Source organism: Arthrobacter sp. Soc17.1.1.1 (genome assembly GCF_036867195.1).
GTDB lineage: Bacteria > Actinomycetota > Actinomycetes > Actinomycetales > Micrococcaceae > Arthrobacter_D.
This window is the reverse complement of the sequence record NZ_JBAJII010000001.1, coordinates 1,245,030-1,263,143: the sequence shown is the minus strand read 5'-3', so window position 1 is coordinate 1,263,143 and position 18,114 is coordinate 1,245,030. Positions and strand designations below refer to the sequence as shown.

Here is an 18,114-nt window from a genome sequence, read left to right as displayed (position 1 = left end):
ACCTTCGTACTCGCAGGCAACCCTCCATCGATCGGTCGTGTGGAGGGCTCCGGGCGCCTTTACCCGGAGTGAATGTGACCCTACTCACAGGGGGCAAGAGGCACAACCGTTCGCTCATCCATTGAGCAGAGTGCACTATTGCGGCCCACCCCGCCGTGTTAGCGTTGCGCACTATGCAACCCCTCGACCTCACCGACACCCGCCTGCTGCAGGCCATGGCCAAGGACCCGCGGCGCACCGTCGTCGCCCTCGCCCAGAAGCTGGGCCTGTCCCGGAACACGGTGCAGGCGAGGATGGCCCAGCTCGAGAAGAAGAGCGTGTTCCTCTCCTTCGAGCGGCGGATCAACACGGTGTCGCTGGGCTACCCGCTGACGGCCTTCATCCACGTCCACGTGCAGCAGCAGAAACTCGCCGCGATCACCCGCAGCATCGGCGCCGTGCCCGAGGTGGTGGAGGCGTTCGGCGTGACGGGCCAGGCGGACATCCTCGTCCGGGTGGTCGCGGTCGACGCCGAGGATCTGTTCCGCATCAACGGCAAGATCCTCGCCTGCGACGGCGTGGAGCGCTGCGACACCTCGCTCGCGATGGGCGAGCTCATCCCGTTCCGGGTGGAGCCGCTGCTCGCCCGCGGGCCACGCCCACCGGCCTGACCGCCGCACCGCCCGGTCCCGTACGCGACCGCCCGGCCCCGCCCGGTCCCGTACACGACCGCCCTACACTCGTCGCATGGACAGACGGGCGCGGGGATCCTATGCCAAGGGCGTCGAGCGCAGACGCGAGCTGCTCGCCGTCGCCGCGGAGGTCTTCGCCGCGGAAGGCTTCGACGGCACCACCCTGAAGCTCGTGGCCGAACGCGCCGGCATCCGGGAGGCGACCCTGTTCCACTACTTCACCGGCAAGCAGGACCTGCTCACGGCCGTCCTCGCCGACCGCGACGACCAGCACACCGAGCACAGCAGGACGGCCGCGTCGCTCGCCGACCTGCCGCGCGTGGCGGAGCGGAACGCGCAGCAGCCCGGGCTGACCGCCCTCTTCGCCGTGGCCTCCGCGACGGCCACCCGGCCCGGCCACGCCGCCCGCGACTACTTCCGGGACCGCTATGCGTGGGTGGTGGCGGCGACCGCCGGGGACATCGCGCGTGCGCAGGAGCGGGGTGAGGTCCGCTCCGACATCGACCCGGAGGACGCCGCGCGCATCATCATCGCGACCTTCGACGGCATCCAGCTGCAGTGGCTCTACGACCCCACCGTGAGCATGCCGTCAACCCTCGCCGCGGTCCTCCGACTCCTCGAACCCTGAACGCCCCACTCCCCTCGAGCCCCGACCCGCAGACGGACGAGGCCGCCCCACCGACAGGTGGGACGGCCTCGAGCGGTAGGGGGACCGTCAGTGGTCGGTGGCCTTCTCGGCGCCGACACCGGTGAGCGAGCGGACCTCCATCTCGGCCTGCTTCATCGGATCCTCCTTCGTGCGGGACAGAATGGTGCCCAGCCAGCCGAGGAAGAACGCCAGCGGGATGGACACGATGCCCGGGTTGCTCAGCGGGAACAGGGAGAAGTCGGCGCTCTGGATCATCGACTTCTCACCGCCGGAGACGACCGGCGAGAGCGCGATCAGCAGGATGGCCGAGCCGAGCCCGCCGTACATGCTCCAGATGGCTCCCTGCGTGTTGAACCGCCGCCAGAACAGGGAGTAGAGGATGGTCGGCAGATTGGCGCTGGCCGCCACCGCGAAGGCGAGCGCCACGAGGAACGCGACGTTCTGGCCCTGCGCGCCGATGCCGCCGAGGATCGAGAGCAGGCCGATCACGACGACGGTGCGCCGTGCGACCTTGACCTCGCCGTCGGGGTCCACCTTGCCGCGCCGGATGACGCTCGCGTAGATGTCGTGCGCGAACGAGGCGGCCGCCGTGATGGTGAGCCCCGCGACGACCGCGAGGATCGTGGCGAACGCGACGGCGGAGATGAGGCCGAGCAGGATCGACCCGCCGAGCTCGTAGGCCAGGAGCGGGGCCGCCGAGTTGACGCCGCCGGGAGCGGCCGCGATGCGCTCGGCGCCGATGAGGGCGCTCGCGCCGTAGCCGAGGACGAGGGTGAACAGGTAGAACGCACCGATGAGCCAGATGGCCCAGACCACCGAGCGGCGCGCCTCCTTCGCCGTGGGCACGGTGTAGAAGCGCATGAGCACGTGCGGCAGGGCCGCGGTGCCGAGGACCAGGGCGAGCGCCAGCGACAGGAAGTCCAGGCGCGTGATGGCGCTGAGGCCGTACTGCAGGCCCGGGCTAGTGATGGCGGCGTTGCCGGAGGTCTCGATGGCTGCGCCGAGCAGGGTGGACAGGTTGAAGCCGTGCAGGGCCAGGACCCAGACCGTCATGATGAACGCGCCCGCGATCAGCAGGCACGCCTTGATGATCTGCACCCAGGTGGTGCCCTTCATGCCGCCGATCAGCACGTACATGATCATGAGGACGCCGACCACCGTGATGACCACGGACTGGCCCAGGCGGTCGTTGATGCCGAGCAGGAGCGAGACGAGCCCGCCCGCGCCGGCCATCTGCGCGAGCAGGTAGAAGAAGCAGACGGCGAGCGTGGTGATGGCCGCGGCGATCCGGACCGGCCGCTGCTTGAGGCGGAAGGACAGCACGTCGGCCATGGTGAACTTGCCGGTGTTGCGCAGCAGCTCGGCGACGAGGAGCAGGGCCACCAGCCAGGCGACGAGGAAGCCGATCGAGTAGAGGAAGCCGTCGTAGCCGTTGATCGCGATGGCGCCCACGATGCCGAGGAACGACGCCGCGGACAGGTAGTCGCCCGCGATGGCGGTGCCGTTCTGCCCGCCGGTGAAGGAGCGTCCGGCTGCGTAGTAGTCGGCCGCCGTCTTGTTGTTGCGGCTGGCGCGCAGCACGATCACGAGGGTGATCGCGACGAACAGGCCGAAGATGGCGATGTTGAGCAGCGGCGAACCCACCGTCGTCACCTCTGCGGTCTGGAGCGGCACGCGGACGGCCGCAGTGGGAGCGGTCACTTGGTTCCTCCTGCGGGGTCGATGAAGGCCTCGGGTGCGGCTTCCTCGAGCTCGTGCCGCAGCTCTGCGGCGATCGGGTCGAGGCGCCGGTTGGCGTAGCTGACGTACCACATGGTGATGGCGAAGGTGCTGACGAACTGCAGCAGCCCGAGGATGATGCCGATGTTGATGTTGCCGAAGACCGGCGTGGCCATGAACTCGTGCGCGTAGTCGGCCAGCAGCACGTAGGCGAAGTACCAGAGCAGGAAGAACACTGCCATGGGGAACACGAAACTGCGGTGGCGCTTGCGCAGTTCCTTGAACTGCTCGGTCTGCTGGACGTCGGTGAAGTCGACGGCAGCACCGGAACCGGCGTCCGGCTCTGCTGGGTGCGAACCCATGGTTCCTCCTTCTTCTCTTGGGAGTCACCCGGGCGCGTTACGGCAGGGACGGCCGCGCAGGAGGGCACGCCGGTGTGACTCCCATCACTGTGCGGCACGGCGGAGGAGGAGGCCACCCGCACCGCGCCGCGCGTCGCCGAGTGCGCAGCCGGGTGCGCCGAACGGTCACCGCGCACGACGGACGGGTCGGTCAGGCCGGCGGCCGGACGATACGCTGGGCCCATGTTCAGCGCCGCCGTCGACACCGCCCTGGTGTGTGCCGTGGCCGTGATCACCCTCGCCGTCGTGGCGTCGCTCGGCTTCCGGCTGTCCCGCTCGTACCGCGACCTCGGGTCCGACGCCGACCGCGCCACGTACGCCACGCTCCACACGGCGGCCCTCGCCTCGGAGCACCTGCGGGAGGGCCTGACGCCGGCGGGCGCCTCCCGCGCAAGCCGGCACCTGCGCGGCCTGCTGCGCTGCGACGTGCTGATGATCAGCGACGCCGCCGGCGTGCTCGCGTGGGAGGGCGGGCGCGGCACCCCGCCGGACGTGATGCCGCTCGTGCGGCAGGTCCTCGAGAGCGGGCGCACGCAGATCGTCCGCCGGCAGCGCCTCGAGGCGCTCGGCCCGGATCTCGGCGAGCTCGTGCTCTCCCCCATCCGCGTGGACGACCGCGTGGTGGGCACGGTGGGCGCGTTCGCGGGCGACGTCAACGCCGGCCTCGTCCGCGCCACCAACGAACTCGCCGGGTGGGTGTCCACGCAGGTGGAGCTGGCGGAACTGGACGCGTCGCGCCGCCTCCTGGCCGAGGCCGAGGTCCGGGCGCTGCGCGCGCAGATCAGCCCGCACTTCATCTACAACTCGCTGAACGCGATCGCGTCCTTCATCAACACCGATCCGCAGCGGGCCAGGGAACTGGTGGTCGAGTTCGCGGACTTCACCCGCTACTCGTTCCGCCGCCACGGCGACTTCACCACCGTGGCCGAGGAGCTGCGCAGCATCGACCGCTACCTCCTGCTCGAACGCGCGCGGTTCGGCGACCGCCTCCGCGTCAGCCTCGAGATCGGCCCCGAGGTCCTCAGCACCGTCATCCCGTTCCTCAGCCTCCAGCCCCTCGTCGAGAACGCGGTGCGCCACGGGCTGGACTCGAAGGACGGCGTCGGGAACATCACCATCACCGCGCACGACGTGGGGCCGTTCGCGGAGGTGACCATCGAGGACGACGGCGTGGGGATCGACCCGGACCACCTGCGCTCGGTCCTCGCGGGCCACACCGAGGGCGTCCACGTGGGCCTGCGGAACGTCGACTCCCGCCTCCGCCAGGTGTACGGGGACGACCACGGCCTCATCATCGACACCGCGCCCGGCGCCGGCACGCTCATCACCCTGCGCGTGCCCAAGTCGCAGCCCGAGCACCAGGCGTAGGACGCGTAACCTGTAACCCATGGTCAATGTCATCATCGCCGACGATGAGCTCCCTGCAGTCGAGGAGCTGGCCTTCCTGCTCGGCAAGGACGCCCGGATCGGGACCATCCACCGGGCCTCCAGCGGGGCGGACGTGCTCCGGGCCCTCGAGCTGCACAGCGTCGACGCCCTCTTCCTCGACATCCACATGCCGGCCCTCTCCGGGCTCGACATCGCCCGTGTGGTCTCCCGGTACGCCCGCCCGCCCGCCGTCGTCTTCGTCACCGCGGACGAGGACCGCGCCCTCGAGGCGTTCGACCTGCGCGCCGTCGACTACCTTCTGAAGCCCGTGCGGACCGCGCGGCTCGCGGAGACCGTCCGCAGGGTCTGCGAGCTCGCCGAGGGCTCCGGCACGGCACCGGAGGTCATCACCGTGGACCAGGGCGGCGTGAGCCGGATGATCCGGCGCGACGACGTCCTGTACGTCCAGGCCCAGGGCGACTACGCGCGCCTGCACACCGCCGAGGCGAGCTACCTCATCCGCATCCCCCTGAACGACCTCGAGCGCCAGTGGGCCGAGGCCGGGTTCCTGCGCACGCACCGCTCCTACCTCGTCTCCATGGACCAGGTGCGGCAGGTCCGGATCGGCGCGGGCCGCGCGAGCCTGTTCGTGGGTGACGCCGAACTGCCGGTCAGCCGCCGGCACCTCCCCGACGTGCGCGAGAAGCTCGAGGCCACGCGCCTCCGCCCGAGCCACTGACGGCCGCCGGATCCAGGGATGACGGAGGAACAGCCCGCAGCGCCGCGCCGGGTGCGGGTCACGGCGCCGAGGACGGCCGCCCGGGCCACCGGGGCGTCCTTCCCCGTGGCCCGCGAGATGGCCGAGCAGTCGGAGGTGGGGCAGCTGTTCGTCGCGTCCCTCATCAGGTCGCAGCTGCGTCTGGCGCTCGTGGTCGCGGCCGGTTTCCTCGTCATCCTCATCGGCATCCCGGTGCTGCTCGCGCTGTTCCCCGCCATCGACGGCGTCACGGTCCTCACCGTGCCCGTGCCGTGGCTGCTCCTCGGCCTCGGCATCTACCCCCTCGTCATCGGCTGCGCCGTCCTCTACGTGCGCAGCGCGACCCGCAACGAGCGGCGCTTCCAGGACCTCGTCGACGATGACTGAGGGGACGACCGGGTGGATGACCGGGTGGATGACCGAGTGGATGACCGGGTGGATGGCTGACGGCATGACGTCGGTGCTCGACGACGACCTCCTGCGGCTGAGCCCCGCCATCGGCTACACGGCCCTCGTCCTCGTGGCGCTCAGCACCGTGCTCATCGGCATCTACGGGCTGCGCATCTCGCGGACCACCGGCGACTTCTACGTGGCGTCCCGGACCGTGCGCCCGTGGTGGAACGCCTCCGCCATCGGCGGCGAGTACCTCTCCGCGGCCAGCTTCCTCGGCGTGGCCGGGCTCATCCTCATCTCCGGCGTGGACGCCCTGTGGTTCCCGATCGGCTACACGGCCGGCTACCTCATGCTGCTGCTGTTCGTCGCCGCGCCGCTGCGCCGCTCGGGCGCGTACACCATCCCCGACTTCGCCCAGGCGAGGCTCGACTCCCTGCTCGTGCGCCGCGTGACCAGCCTGCTCGTCGTCGTGATCGGCTGGCTGTACATCGTGCCGCAGCTGCACGGCGCGGCCCTGACCGTCCGGGTCACCACGGGCCTGCCAGCGTGGGCCGGACCGCTCGCCGTCGTGGTGGTGGTGTGCCTAAGCGTGGTGACCGGCGGCATGCGCTCCATCACATTCGTGCAGGCGTTCCAGTACTGGCTCAAGCTGACGGCCCTCGCCGTCCCGGTGGTCTTCATGCTCGTCCGCCTCGGCGACGCCGGCCTGCCGGTCACCGGCGGCGGCAGCGCGTTCACCGCGGACCTGGACACCACGGCGGACGCCCCGCTGTACGGCACCATCTCGCTCGTCATCGCGCTCCTGTTCGGCACGCTCGGCCTGCCGCACGTCCTCGTCCGCTTCTACACGAACCCGGACGGCGCCTCGGCGCGCCGGACCACGCTGATCGTGCTCGGGCTCCTGTCGGTGTTCTACCTGTTCCCCACCGTCTACGGGATCCTCGGCCGCATCCACACCCCCGAACTGGCGGCCGCGGGTGCGGCGGATGCGACGGTGCTGCTGCTGCCCGGGCGCATCCTCGGCGGGGTGAGCGGTGACGTCCTGTCCGCCCTCGTGACCGCCGGGGCCTTCGCCGCGTTCCTGTCCACGACGAGCGGCCTCGTGGTGTCGCTCGCCGGGGTGGTCAGCCAGGAGTTCTTCCAGGGCAGCGTCCGCGGCTTCCGGGCGGCGGCCCTCCTGTCCGCGGCAGTCCCGCTCGGCATCGCGCTGCTGACCGACAGCCTCGCGCTGGCCGGGAGCGTGGGCTCCGTCTTCGCCTTCACGGCCTCGACCATCTGCCCGCTGCTGCTCCTCGGCATCTGGTGGCGGGGCCTCACGGACGCCGGTGCCATCGCGGGCATGCTCGCCGGCGCCCTCTCGTGCGGCGGGGCGATCGCGGCGGCGGCACTGACGGGCGCGGGCGAGCAGTGGGTGTGGCTGAGTCAGCCGGCCCTGTGGACCGTCCCGACGGCGTTCCTCACCATGGTGCTGGTCTCGCGGGCGACGGCGGGACGGCGGCCTGCGTCGACGTCGCGCGTCCTCGCGCGGCTGCACACCCCCGAACCGCGGTAGGGCCGCCGGCGGTGCGTCAGTCGATGCCCGCCATGAGTTCCACCACGCGGTCCAGGAACACGTCCACCTGGTTCTCCTCGTACCCGTCGGCTCCCCGGGCCTCCCGGAACACCGCGCGGCGCACCACGTCGACGCTCAGCGGGACCTCGTGCTCCAGGTAGCGCAGTAGTTCGTCGCACAGCCGGTCGACGTCCTCGACGTCGTAGCTGGGGGCGTCCTTCGTCGTGGGGCGCCGGAACCGCTCCCCCGCCGGGCGGTGGAGCCGCTTGCGCAGGACGGCGGCCGACCGGCCGACCTGCCGCAGCCACGCGTCCTCGCCCTGCGTCCGGATGAGGTGGTCGCGCTCCCGCAGCGCGAAGACGTCCTCGAGGCGGTCCAGCGCGGCGTCCACGGCCTGCGGTTCGTACCCGCCCCTGGCCGGATCGAACGCCATGGCGCGGACGTCCTTGCTGGTGATGGCGCTGTCCGGGTCGTCCGCGTTGTAGTACCCGCGGGCCTTCGTCAGGAACCGGTCCACCTGGCGCGTGTTGTAGCCGAACTCGGTGCGTCCGACGCGCGCGAACGGAGAGCTGCCCGGGCGAGCGACATGCATCGTATTTCTGTCCTTCGTGATCAAACCCTCGTGAGACCGGGCCCCGGCAACCCCGGCATGCCCTCTGACCTGCGGTTACAGCAAGCCCGGAACCAATGTAGCCGACAGCAGGTACGCCATCGGGGAGGCGAAGACGATCGAGTCGAGGCGGTCCATCACCCCGCCGTGGCCGGGCAGCAGGTTGCCCATGTCCTTGACGCCGAGTTCCCGCTTGATCATCGACTCTGCGAGGTCCCCGGCGGTCGCCGAGGCGACGATGACGACGGCGAGCACGAGGCCCACCCAGAGGGGCCGTCCCATGAGGAAGACGGAGCAGAGCCCGCCGACGACGAGCGCGCCGCCGATGGACCCGCCGAAGCCCTCCCACGATTTCTTGGGGCTGATCTTGGGCGCCATCGCGTGCTTGCCGAAGAAGGCACCGATCAGGTACCCGAACGTGTCGTTGGCGACGACGAGCAGCAGGAGCGTGGCGATGACGAGGAAGCCGCCCTCCGCGCGCATGAGGATCATCGCGAAGCTCAGCATGAACGGCACCCACAGCAGCGTGAACGTCCCGGCCATGAGGCTCTTGCCGGCGTCGGGGGCGGGATCGATGGTGCGCCAGACGAACAGGGCGAGGACGGACAGCACGGTGGCTGCGGCGAGCCCCTCGCCGCCGCCGAAGTAGGCGGCGAACGGGAGCACGAGCGTCCCGGCGAGGGTGGGCGCGAGCGGCGCGTGGATGCGTCGGAGTTCGAGGGCGCGGCAGGTCTCCCACACACCGACGAGGGCGAAGAGGGTGACGATGCCGACGAAGACCACCGGGAAGAACAGCAGGCCCACCAGGGTGGGGATCAGGAGCGCCGCCCCGACGCCGATCGCGGCCGGCAGGTTGCGTCCCGCGCGTGATGCCTGCCCGGGGGTCCTGGGCCGGCGCCGGCGGCGGAGCAGCCTGTGGCCCGGGAGGCGAGCGGCACGCAGTGCCCTGCGGGAGCCGGGCTCCGGCGCGGCGGGCGTGCCGCCGGGTGCGACGGCGACGCGGCCGTTGTGTGGTCCGGCGTCCGTCCCGGCGTCTGTCCCGGTCTCGGGCCCGGTCGCCGGTCCGACGCCGGGAGGATCGTGGTCAGCCATCAGACCTCGAGCAGCTCCGCTTCCTTGCGCTTCAGCAGCTCGTCGATGAGGTCCACGCGGGACTTCGTCAGGGCGTCGAGCTCCTTCTCGGCCCGTGAGCCCTCGTCCTCGCCGGCGTCGCCGTCCTTGACGGCCTTGTCGATGCCGTCCTTCGCCTTGCGGCGGATGTTGCGGACGGAGATCTTCGCGTCCTCCGCCTTGGTCTTCACGAGCTTCACGTATTCCTTGCGCCGCTCCTGCGTCAGCTCGGGCAGGACCACGCGGATCACGTTGCCGTCGTTGGAGGGGTTCGCGCCGAGGTCGGAGTCGCGCAGGGCGCGTTCGATGTCGTTCAGCGCCGTGCGGTCGAACGGCGTGATGAGCAGCGTCCGCGCCTCCGGGTTCTGGAACGAGGCCAGCTGCTGCAGCGGGGTGGGAGCGCCGTAGTACATCACCACCACCTTCGAGAACAGGGACGCGTTGGCGCGGCCCGTGCGGACCGTCGCGAAATCGTCCTTTGCAACCTCCACGGCCTTGTCCATCTTGTCGGTGGCTTCCAGCAAGGTCTCTTCGATCACAATGTGCTCCTTCGCTCCGCAGTCGGCTGCACGGCAACCGTTCCAGTGTTCAATCCTAGTTCAAGGGGGTGCCCCGTCCGGGCGAGGGCGGGGCCGCGTTGCCCAGCCCGTCGCGACCGGCCGGGCGGACCGCTAGGCCGTGACGACGGTCCCGAGCTTCTCGCCGCGGATGGCCCGCGTGACGTTGCCTTCGCCCTCCATGCCGAACACCACCATGGTCAGGTTGTTGTCCTTGCACATGGTCATGGCGGTCTGATCCATGACGCGGATGTCGCGGCGCAGGGCCTCGTCGTAGGAGAGCGTGTCGAGTTTCTCCGCCGTCGGGTCCTTGTGGGGGTCGGCGGTGTAGACGCCGTCCACGCCGCTCTTGGCCATGAGGACCTCGTCCGCGTGCACCTCGAGGGCGCGCTGCGCGGCGACGGTGTCGGTCGAGAAGTACGGCAGGCCCGCGCCGGCACCGAAGATGACCACGCGCCCCTTCTCGAGGTGGCGGATGGCGCGCCGCGGGATGTACGCCTCGGCCACCTGCCCCATCGTGATGGCGCTCTGCACGCGCGTCTCGACACCCGCCTGCTCGAGGAAGTCCTGCAGCGCCAGGCAGTTCATGACGGTGCCGAGCATGCCCATGTAGTCGGCGCGCGAGCGGTCCATGCCGCTCTGCGAGAGTTCGGCGCCGCGGAAGAAGTTCCCGCCCCCGACCACGATGGCCACCTCCACGTCATCGACCGTCGCTGCGATCTGCTTCGACACGGAGCGGACGGTCTCGGGGTCGACGCCCAGCTTGCCGCCGCCGAACACCTCGCCGGAGAGCTTGAGGAGGACCCGGCGCCGGCGCCCGGTACCATCCGTCGCAACAGTCGAAGTGGTGTCCATGAGGTGCCTCCCGGGCATAGAACTGGGGGCCGGTCCGGAGCGGACGGCCGGGGGTGCGAGCGGTGGGGATGTTGCCGGACCCGTTACAGGATACGGCGCGCCTCCCCGGCACAGGAAAGGGCGGCCACCTGGCAGGCGGCCGCCCTCCTTCGTGCTACGGAACGGGTCCGGGCCTAGGCCCCGACGCGGAAGCGGGCGAAGGCCGTGGCCTTGGCGCCTGCATCGTTGAGGACCGTGGCGACGGACTTCTTGGCGTCCTTCGCGAAGGCCTGGTCGAGCAGGACACCCTCCTTGAAGAAGCCGGTGAGGCGTCCCTCGACGATCTTCGCCAGGGCCTGCTCGGGCTTGCCCTCGGCGCGTGCGGTCTCGTCGGCGATGCGGCGCTCCGACTCGACGAGCTCGGCGGGGACGTCCTCGCGGGTCAGGTAGGTGGGCGAGTACGCGGCGATGTGCACGGCCACGTCGTGTGCGGCCTCGACGGCGGTGTCACCGGAACCCTCGACGGCGAAGAGCACGCCGACCTGCGCGGGGAGGTCCTTGGACGTCTTGTGCAGGTACGCGTCGACGATCTGGCCCTCGACGCGGGCGATGCGACGGACGTCGACCTTCTCGCCGAGCAGCGCGCCGGCTTCGATGACGTGCTCGGAGACGGGCTTGCCCTCGAGCTCGAACGCCAGGAGGCTCTCGACGTCGGAGGCACCGGACTCGATGGCCGCGGCGAGCACCTTGTTGGAGAAGTCGATGAAGGGGCCGGCCTTCGCGACGAAGTCGGTCTCGCAGTTGACCTCGACCATGACGCCGACGGTGCCGTCGACGCGTGCTGCCACGAGGCCCTCGGCCGTCGAACGGCCTTCGCGCTTCGTCGCACCCTTGAGGCCCTTGATGCGGATCAGTTCGAGGGCCTTGTCGGCGTCGCCGTTGGCTTCGTCGAGGGCCTTCTTGACGTCCATCATGCCGGCGCCCGTGCGCTCGCGCAGGGCCTTGATGTCAGCGGCAGTGAAATTTGCCATACGAACTCCTAAGTTGATGTGGATCTACGACAAGCATCCGCGGGCCGGGGCCCGCGGTACGGACGTCCGCGATGAACATCCGCGGAACATGCGTAAGGGGCGTGGTTTCACCCACACCCCTTACGCACCGGGAACTACTTGGTGTCGTCTGCTGCGGCTTCGGTGACGGGAGCCACTGCTTCGGGGACTTCCTCGGCGATCGGCGCCTGCAGGCCTGCAGGGGCTTCGTCGGCGGCGGGGGCTGCTGCCTCGGGGGCGGCGGTCCCGGCCTCGGGTGCTGCGGCCGCCTCGGGAGCGGTCGCGGCGTCGGCGTTGCCCTGGAGCAGCTCGCGCTCCCACTCGGCCATGGGCTCCTCGGCTGCTGCCGCGTCGTTGTTGCCGGAGCGGTTGTGGCGGGCGATGAGGCCCTCGGCCACGGCGTCCGCGATGACGCGGGTGAGCAGGTTGACGGCGCGGATGGCGTCGTCGTTGCCCGGGATCGGGAAGTCGACCTCGTCGGGATCGCAGTTGGTGTCGAGGATCGCGACGACGGGGATGCCCAGCTTCTTCGCCTCGTCGATGGCGAGGTGTTCCTTCTTGGTATCGACGACCCAGACGACCGAGGGCGCCTTGGTCAGGTTGCGGATACCGCCGAGGTTGCTCTGCAGCTTGGTGAGCTCACGCTTGAGGAGCAGGAGCTCCTTCTTCGTGTGGCCCGAGCCGGCGACGTCGTCGAAGTCGATCTCTTCGAGTTCCTTCATGCGCTGAATGCGCTTGGAGACCGTCTGGAAGTTGGTGAGCATGCCACCGAGCCAGCGCTGGTTGACGTAGGGCTGGCCGACGCGCGTCGCCTGGTCGGCGATCGCTTCCTGGGCCTGCTTCTTCGTACCGACGAAGAGGACGGTCCCGCCGTGGGCGACGGTGGCCTTGACGAACTCGTGCGCGCGGTCGATGTAGCCCAGCGACTGCTGGAGATCGATGATGTAGATGCCGTTGCGCTCGGTGAAGATGAAGCGCTTCATCTTCGGGTTCCAACGGCGGGTCTGGTGACCGAAGTGGACGCCGCTGTCGAGCAGCTGGCGCATGGTTACGACTGGCATGTTCTGCCTTTCTTTCAGCTTCGGCTCGGGCGCAGTGCGCCGCCTGAAGCTTGTTGACGGTTGTCTCGGTACCGGCCGGGGTGGCCGGTACGTCCTGGTGCCTGGTCGTCATCGTGACATCCCCTCCCGTACCGGTTCTCACCGGACCGCGGGGAGGGCACTCCGGCGTTCTTCGGGAACACCGGATCGCGGGCACGCGTAGTCAGCCTGGGGTTCCCGGCCCGTGCCGGCGCCAGGGGCACCGGGTGGTAGGGAGCAGCAGACTGCTCGGTCAAGTGTACTACAGGGGTGGTGCAGGATCCGCCGGACCCTTGTCCACATAGCCCCGCCCGCGCGCTCCGCCGCGCGCGGCAGCGACAGGATGGCAGCATGCGTACGTCCAACCCGCCGGTGCCGCCCTCCCCCGCTCGTCCGGGGCACCCGGGCGGTGGTTCCACGGCAGGTCGCGGTGCGCTCCGGGATGTCCTGCACTCCGTCGTCCCGGCCGTCCTGGGCGTCGTCCTGGCCGCCGTCCTGGCCGCCGTCGTGCTCGTCGCGGGGGCCGGTGGGTCGGCGGGGCAGGAGCCCGGCCGGAGTCCGGCGTTCGTGCCGGAGTGGACCTGGCCGCTGACGCCCGCCCCTGCGGTCCTCCGCCCCTTCGAGAAGCCTCCGCGTCCGTGGCAGCGGGGGCACCGCGGCGTGGACCTGGCCGGCGCGGCGCCCGCCGCCGTGCTGAGCCCGGCGGACGGCGTCGTGTCCTTCGCGGGCACTGTGGTGGACCGGGGCGTGCTGTCGATCGACCACGGAGGCGGGCGGGTCAGCAGCTTCGAACCGGTCACCACCGACCTGGTGAAGGGTCAGCGCGTCAGTGGCGGGCAGGCGGTGGCCACGCTCGACGGCGTCGGCCCCGGTCCCCCGCGTGGCCACTGCGGGGGCTGCCTCCACTGGGGAGTGCGCGTGGACGGCGAGTACGTGGACCCGCTGTCGTTCGTGACGGACCGGCGCCCGTCGGTCCTGCTGCCGCTCGACGCCACAGGCGCGGGGGCCGGGGGCTAGACGAAGGCGGCGATTCCCGTGATCGACCTGCCGGCCACGAGCGTGTTGATCTCCTGCGTGCCCTCGTAGGAGTACACGGCCTCGGCGTCCGAGAAGATCTTCGCCATCTCGTAGTCGGCGACGATCCCGTTGCCGCCGAGGATGTTGCGTCCAGCGGCGACGCTCTCGCGCATGCGCGCCGTGGTGAAGGCCTTGGCGAGGGCTGACTGCTCATCCTTGGCCTTGCCCGCGTCCTCGAGCTGGGACAGGCGCACCATCATGCCCATGGAGCTCATCGCGTTGCCGAGGATCTGGACGAGCTGCTGCTGGACGAGCTGGAAGCTGGCGATCGGCCGGCCGAACTGCTCGCGCTCCACGGCGTAGCGGCGGGCGACGTCGAACGCCGCGAGCTGCTGGCCCACGGCCTGCCACCCGACGGCGAGGCGGGTGACCTTCAGGACCTTGTTGGTGTCACGGAAACTGTTGGCGCCCTTGAGGTGGAAGTCGTCGGACACGACCACGTCGTCGAGGACGATGTCCGCGTTCTCCACGGTGCGCAGGGCGATCTTGTTCTCGATCTTCGTCGACGAGAAGCCCGGGGTGGCGGTGTCCACGAGGAACCCCTTCACCTGGTTGTCCTCGAGGTCCCTCGCGTAGACGACCACCCAGTCGGAGAAGGTGGCGTTGCCGATCCAGCGCTTGGCGCCGTTGAGGACCCACGAGTTCCCGTCGCGTCGCGCGGTGGTCCGCGTGCCGCCGGCCACGTCGGATCCGCCGAGCGGCTCGGTGAGGCCGAACGCCCCGATCTTCTTCATCGCGTAGATGTCCGGCAGCCACTCCTCCTGCTGCTCCTTCGACGCGAGTGCCTCGATCGAGCCCGTAAAGAGGCCGTCGTGCACGCCCATGAACGTGGCGATCGAGGTGTCCGCCCGGGTGAACTCGGCATGCATGATGCCGGCGAAGAGGTTCGAGTAGCCCTGGCGGCGGACAGGGCTCATGGGGTCGAGCTCGGCGAGCTTCGGGATCAGGTCCTGGGGGAAGACGCCCTTGTTCCACCACTCGACGGCGTTCGGGCGGACCTCGCGGGTGAGCCAGGAGCGGAGCTCCTCGAGCCGGGAGCGCTCCTTGTCGGACAGGAGTTCCTCGAAGGCGTAGAAGTCGCCGTCGGCGTAGGGCAGGTTGTTCACATCGATCGACGTCTTGCTCATCGGAATTCCTTCGCTCCGGTCGTCGGCGACCGGAATCTCACTCGAACGGGCGGGCCATGGGGCGGATGCTTCCAGCGCTCCGGACAACATGTTACCCGCCAGTAACTTAGGGCGCCAGTAGGGGCCTGGAGGAGCGCCCCCCCAACAGCAGGACCGCGCCACCTCGAGGAGGTGACGCGGTCCGATGGCGTGCAGTAGGGCTGCTGGGGCTTGAACCCAGGACAAACGGATTATGAGTCCGCTGCTCTAACCAGCTGAGCTACAGCCCCGCGGGGCCTTCGCCCCGGATGCACCGGCCGCGGGATCCACCCGGCCGCCGGCGCAGGTCCCATTGTATGCGGCCCTATCCGGCCGCTCCGCCGGCCGGGACGGAGGCGCGGCCGGCGGCGACGTCGCTCGGTGAGAGCGTCCCGTAGTACAGGCCCTCGAAGGTCTCGAGGGTCGTGGTGATGTCGTGCCGCCCCACCATCGCGCGGCTGGCCGCGCCCATCCTCTGCTGGTCCTCACGCGACAGCTCGAGGATCTGGGTGATCCGGGAGCCGAGCTCCTCGGCGTCGCCCGGCGTGAACAGGTAGCCGTTCTCGCCGTCGGACACCAGGTGCGGCAGCGCCATGGCGTTGGCCAGCAGCACCGGCGTCGAGGCGGACATCGCCTCGAGCGTGACGAGCGACTGGAGCTCGGCGGTGCCGGGCTGGCAGAACAGGGAGGCGCGGATGTAGCTCCTGCGCAGTTCGTCGTCGTCGATCAGCCCGCGGAAGGTGACCCGGTCCGCGATGCCGAGGCGCGCGGCCTGGGCCTGCAGGGCCGGCTTCACCTCGCCGCCTCCGACGATCTCGAGGTGGACGCGCAGGTGCTCCGGCGTCCTGGCCACCGCGTCGATGAGCACGTCCACGTGCTTCTCCTCGGCCAGCCGACCGACGAACAGGACCGTGGGGTGCTCGTGGGGCTCGACGACCTCACCGGGCTGCACCTCGTACGCGGCGGAATCGATCCCGTTGGACACGGGCAGCACCTCGGTCAGGAAGGCGTGGTCCCGCATGGCCTTGGCCGCGAGGGGCGTGGGGGTGGTGACGGCGGCGGCCTTTCCCATCACCTTGCCCATGTCCTTCCAGGAGTTCCGGGCGATGACCTTCTTGAACCATTCGGGGAACGGCAGGAAGGGGTTGAGGTTCTCGGGCATGAAGTGGTTGGTGGCCACCACGCGGATGCCGCGCCGCACCGCCTCGTAGAGCGTGTACTCCCCCACCATGTAGTGGCACTGGATGTGCACGACGTCGGGCTGCACCCGGTCGAACAGCAGGCTGATGTCGCGCCGGATTTCCCAGGGGTAGCAGATGCGCCAGTAATCGTGGGTCGGCACGCTGTGCGAGCGGAGGCGGTGCACCGTCCAGTCGCCGCCGGGCTCCGTGAAGCTCCTGCCGTTGGAGGACCGGGGAGCGAGGACGTGGACGTCGTGGCCGCGCCCGTTCATGCCCTTCGCCAGCCGGTACCCGAACTGGGCCGCCCCGTTCACGTTGGGCGGATAGGTGTCCGCGGCGATCAGGATGGTCAGGGGCTTTGAATCAGCCGGGTGGCTCACGCGAGGATCCCTACGTCGGTGTGCTGGACGGAACTGGAGCAGGTGGGTCAGCGCTGCCGCTTCACGACATCGGGATGATGGCGCGACAGGGCGACCACCCCCACAATAGCAACGAGCGCCGCGGCGCCCATGCCCAGCGCCGTCACGGTCCGGACAGCGGGCTGGAGCTCGTCGAGGATGGTGATGCCCACCGCGATGCCGACGATGGGGTCGATGACCGTCAGACCGGCGATGACGAGATCCGGCGGTCCCGTGGCGTAGGCGCTCTGCACGAACCACGACCCGAGGCCGGCGGCCGCGACCAGGGCCACCAGGGTCAGGACGGGCACGTTCAGCAGGAACCGGCCGTTCGGGTCCAGCAGGTGGCCCGCGACGATCTTCGTGAGGACGGCCACGAAACCGAAGAGGACGCCGGCTCCGAGGATGTACGCGAAGGCGTTGAGGCGGTGCCGCCCGACGACGGCCAGGGAGCCGAACACCACGACGGCGGCACCGAGCAGGAGCACCACGGAGAGTTCCTGGGCGGGGTCGACGGCGTGGTTCTCACGGGTGACGTTCACCGCGAGGAGCACGAACAGCGCGCTGCCCGCGACGCACGCGGTGATGGCCGCGACGGTGGGACGGTTGATCCGGATGCCCTGGTCGCGCGAGTTGACGATCGTGGTGATCACCAGGGCGATCGCGCCGATGGGCTGCACCACCGTCAGGCTCGCCAGCGACAGCGCCACCACGTTCAGTGCCATCCCGGCGCCGAGCAGGAAGAGCCCGAACAGCCAGCGGGGGTTGGCGAGGAGGCGCGTGAAGCCGGACGAGGAGAGGGACAGCCCGCCGGTGTTCGCACGCACGGCGCTGCCCTGGCGCTGCGCTCCGAACGCGAGGAAGACGGCGCCGAGCAGCGCCAGCCCGATGGCTAGGACGGGCACGACTGCTGCTCGGCCCGCTCCAGCCGGTACCTGAGGTGTGCCGCCCTGAAGTAGGCGGAGAACGCGATGAGGTGCAGGACGCACCCGGCCGCGAGCACCCCCTGGGCGACGAGGAGGATCCAGTCCTGGCCGAAGCCCTCCACCCGGTGCAGCAGGAGCAGCGGCGCCCCGACGAGCAGCAGCGCGGTCCGGATCTTGCCGACCATGATGACGGGCAGGTGCAGGGGGCCGCGGAAGAGGACGAGCGCGTTGATGATGAGGATGATGTCCGGGACCACGATGGTCCAGACGAACCAGGCCGGCGCGATACCGTCGACGACGAAGACGACGGCCACCACGATCATGGCCGTGCGGTCGGCGAGCGGGTCGAGCCACTTCCCCACCGTCGACACCTGCTGGAGCCTGCGGGCGACGAAGCCGTCCACCCAGTCGGTGGAGCCGACCACCACGAGCACGAGGACCGCTGCCCCGTACCGCTGCTGCATGACGAACCAGACGAAGAGGGGGACGCCGAGGAACCGGACGATCGTGATGAGGTTCGGCAGGGTCCACGCCGTCGCGAGCTCAGTGCCCCCGCTGCCGGTCCGTGCTCCCGCGCCGATCGATCTCATCACCCGTGCCTCCCCACCCCATTATGCAGGCAGGCGGCCGCTCCCCCG

The 18,114-nt window shown here is 70.2% G+C and carries 19 protein-coding genes and 1 tRNA gene; 7 read left to right on the top strand and 13 right to left on the bottom strand.

Translation table 11 applies throughout. The features are described from left to right. Window positions 1-173 precede the first annotated feature (173 nt). Both V6S67_RS05710 and V6S67_RS05705 read left to right on the top strand, forming a co-directional pair. Window positions 174-650: an Lrp/AsnC family transcriptional regulator gene (locus V6S67_RS05710; RefSeq protein ID WP_334209324.1), complete on the top strand. Its 477-nt coding sequence runs from the start codon at window positions 174-176 to the stop codon at window positions 648-650. 76 nt (window positions 651-726) lie between these two features. Continuing rightward, window positions 727-1,299 (top strand): TetR/AcrR family transcriptional regulator, encoded by a 573-nt coding sequence (locus V6S67_RS05705; protein ID WP_334209323.1) that lies wholly within the window; start codon window positions 727-729, stop codon window positions 1,297-1,299. Between the two features lie 87 nt (window positions 1,300-1,386). Here the strand turns inward: V6S67_RS05705 and V6S67_RS05700 are convergent, their stop codons facing one another. Next, window positions 1,387-2,994: a solute symporter family protein gene (locus tag V6S67_RS05700; protein ID WP_334211536.1), complete on the bottom strand. Its 1,608-nt coding sequence runs from the start codon at window positions 2,992-2,994 to the stop codon at window positions 1,387-1,389. 23 nt (window positions 2,995-3,017) lie between these two features. Next, on the bottom strand, window positions 3,018-3,401 hold the full coding sequence (locus tag V6S67_RS05695; RefSeq protein WP_334209322.1) for a DUF485 domain-containing protein: 384 nt from the start codon (window positions 3,399-3,401) through the stop codon (window positions 3,018-3,020). A 222-nt stretch (window positions 3,402-3,623) separates the two neighbouring features. On the opposite strand from V6S67_RS05695, the gene V6S67_RS05690 reads away from it, so the two are divergent. The 4 genes from V6S67_RS05690 (at window position 3,624) to V6S67_RS05675 (ending at window position 7,510) form a co-directional block, all read left to right on the top strand. Then, the gene (locus V6S67_RS05690; RefSeq protein ID WP_334209321.1) at window positions 3,624-4,808 is read left to right on the top strand and encodes a histidine kinase; all 1,185 of its coding nucleotides are present in this window, start codon (window positions 3,624-3,626) and stop codon (window positions 4,806-4,808) included. 19 nt (window positions 4,809-4,827) lie between these two features. Further along, a complete protein-coding gene (locus V6S67_RS05685; RefSeq protein WP_334209320.1) occupies window positions 4,828-5,547 on the top strand; it encodes a LytR/AlgR family response regulator transcription factor in 720 nt (239 codons plus the stop codon). A gap of 18 nt (window positions 5,548-5,565) precedes the next feature. Continuing rightward, window positions 5,566-5,952, top strand: coding sequence for a hypothetical protein (locus tag V6S67_RS05680; RefSeq protein WP_334209319.1), 387 nt, complete (start codon window positions 5,566-5,568; stop codon window positions 5,950-5,952). 97 nt (window positions 5,953-6,049) lie between these two features. Then, window positions 6,050-7,510 (top strand): sodium/solute symporter, encoded by a 1,461-nt coding sequence (locus V6S67_RS05675; protein WP_334211535.1) that lies wholly within the window; start codon window positions 6,050-6,052, stop codon window positions 7,508-7,510. 16 nt (window positions 7,511-7,526) lie between these two features. On the opposite strand, the gene V6S67_RS05670 is transcribed toward V6S67_RS05675, so the two are convergent. The 6 genes from V6S67_RS05670 to rpsB form a co-directional block, all read right to left on the bottom strand. Beyond that, a complete protein-coding gene (locus tag V6S67_RS05670) occupies window positions 7,527-8,102 on the bottom strand; it encodes a DivIVA domain-containing protein (protein ID WP_334209318.1) in 576 nt (191 codons plus the stop codon). Between the two features lie 75 nt (window positions 8,103-8,177). Then, window positions 8,178-9,212 carry a phosphatidate cytidylyltransferase gene (locus tag V6S67_RS05665; protein ID WP_334209317.1) on the bottom strand — a complete coding sequence of 345 codons (1,035 nt, stop codon included), beginning with the start codon at window positions 9,210-9,212 and terminating at the stop codon, window positions 8,178-8,180. Continuing rightward, window positions 9,212-9,769, bottom strand: coding sequence for a ribosome recycling factor (frr, locus tag V6S67_RS05660; protein WP_104050822.1), 558 nt, complete (start codon window positions 9,767-9,769; stop codon window positions 9,212-9,214). Before frr ends, V6S67_RS05665 begins: the two co-directional genes overlap by 1 nt. A gap of 132 nt (window positions 9,770-9,901) precedes the next feature. Continuing rightward, window positions 9,902-10,642 (bottom strand): UMP kinase, encoded by a 741-nt coding sequence (gene pyrH / locus V6S67_RS05655; RefSeq protein ID WP_334209316.1) that lies wholly within the window; start codon window positions 10,640-10,642, stop codon window positions 9,902-9,904. Between the two features lie 173 nt (window positions 10,643-10,815). Continuing rightward, window positions 10,816-11,652: a translation elongation factor Ts gene (tsf, locus tag V6S67_RS05650; protein WP_334209315.1), complete on the bottom strand. Its 837-nt coding sequence runs from the start codon at window positions 11,650-11,652 to the stop codon at window positions 10,816-10,818. 134 nt (window positions 11,653-11,786) lie between these two features. Beyond that, on the bottom strand, window positions 11,787-12,731 hold the full coding sequence (rpsB, locus tag V6S67_RS05645; protein WP_334209314.1) for a 30S ribosomal protein S2: 945 nt from the start codon (window positions 12,729-12,731) through the stop codon (window positions 11,787-11,789). A gap of 369 nt (window positions 12,732-13,100) precedes the next feature. On the opposite strand from rpsB, the gene V6S67_RS05640 reads away from it, so the two are divergent. Beyond that, window positions 13,101-13,766 carry a murein hydrolase activator EnvC family protein gene (locus tag V6S67_RS05640; RefSeq protein ID WP_334209313.1) on the top strand — a complete coding sequence of 222 codons (666 nt, stop codon included), beginning with the start codon at window positions 13,101-13,103 and terminating at the stop codon, window positions 13,764-13,766. On the opposite strand, the gene V6S67_RS05635 is transcribed toward V6S67_RS05640, so the two are convergent. From V6S67_RS05635 to V6S67_RS05615, 5 genes are all read right to left on the bottom strand, one after another. Continuing rightward, window positions 13,763-14,953 carry an acyl-CoA dehydrogenase family protein gene (locus V6S67_RS05635; protein WP_334209312.1) on the bottom strand — a complete coding sequence of 397 codons (1,191 nt, stop codon included), beginning with the start codon at window positions 14,951-14,953 and terminating at the stop codon, window positions 13,763-13,765. The two genes, V6S67_RS05640 and V6S67_RS05635, sit on opposite strands and share 4 nt — an antisense overlap. Window positions 14,954-15,148: 195 nt before the next feature. Beyond that, window positions 15,149-15,222: transfer RNA gene (locus tag V6S67_RS05630), tRNA-Ile, on the bottom strand. 74 nt (window positions 15,223-15,296) lie between these two features. Next, a complete protein-coding gene (locus tag V6S67_RS05625; protein ID WP_334209311.1) occupies window positions 15,297-16,532 on the bottom strand; it encodes a glycosyltransferase in 1,236 nt (411 codons plus the stop codon). Between the two features lie 47 nt (window positions 16,533-16,579). Then, window positions 16,580-17,455, bottom strand: a complete 876-nt coding sequence (locus V6S67_RS05620; RefSeq protein ID WP_334209310.1) for a DMT family transporter — start codon at window positions 17,453-17,455, stop codon at window positions 16,580-16,582. After that, window positions 17,443-18,066: a CDP-alcohol phosphatidyltransferase family protein gene (locus V6S67_RS05615; protein ID WP_334209309.1), complete on the bottom strand. Its 624-nt coding sequence runs from the start codon at window positions 18,064-18,066 to the stop codon at window positions 17,443-17,445. Before V6S67_RS05615 ends, V6S67_RS05620 begins: the two co-directional genes overlap by 13 nt. Between the last annotated feature and the right edge of the window lie 48 nt (window positions 18,067-18,114).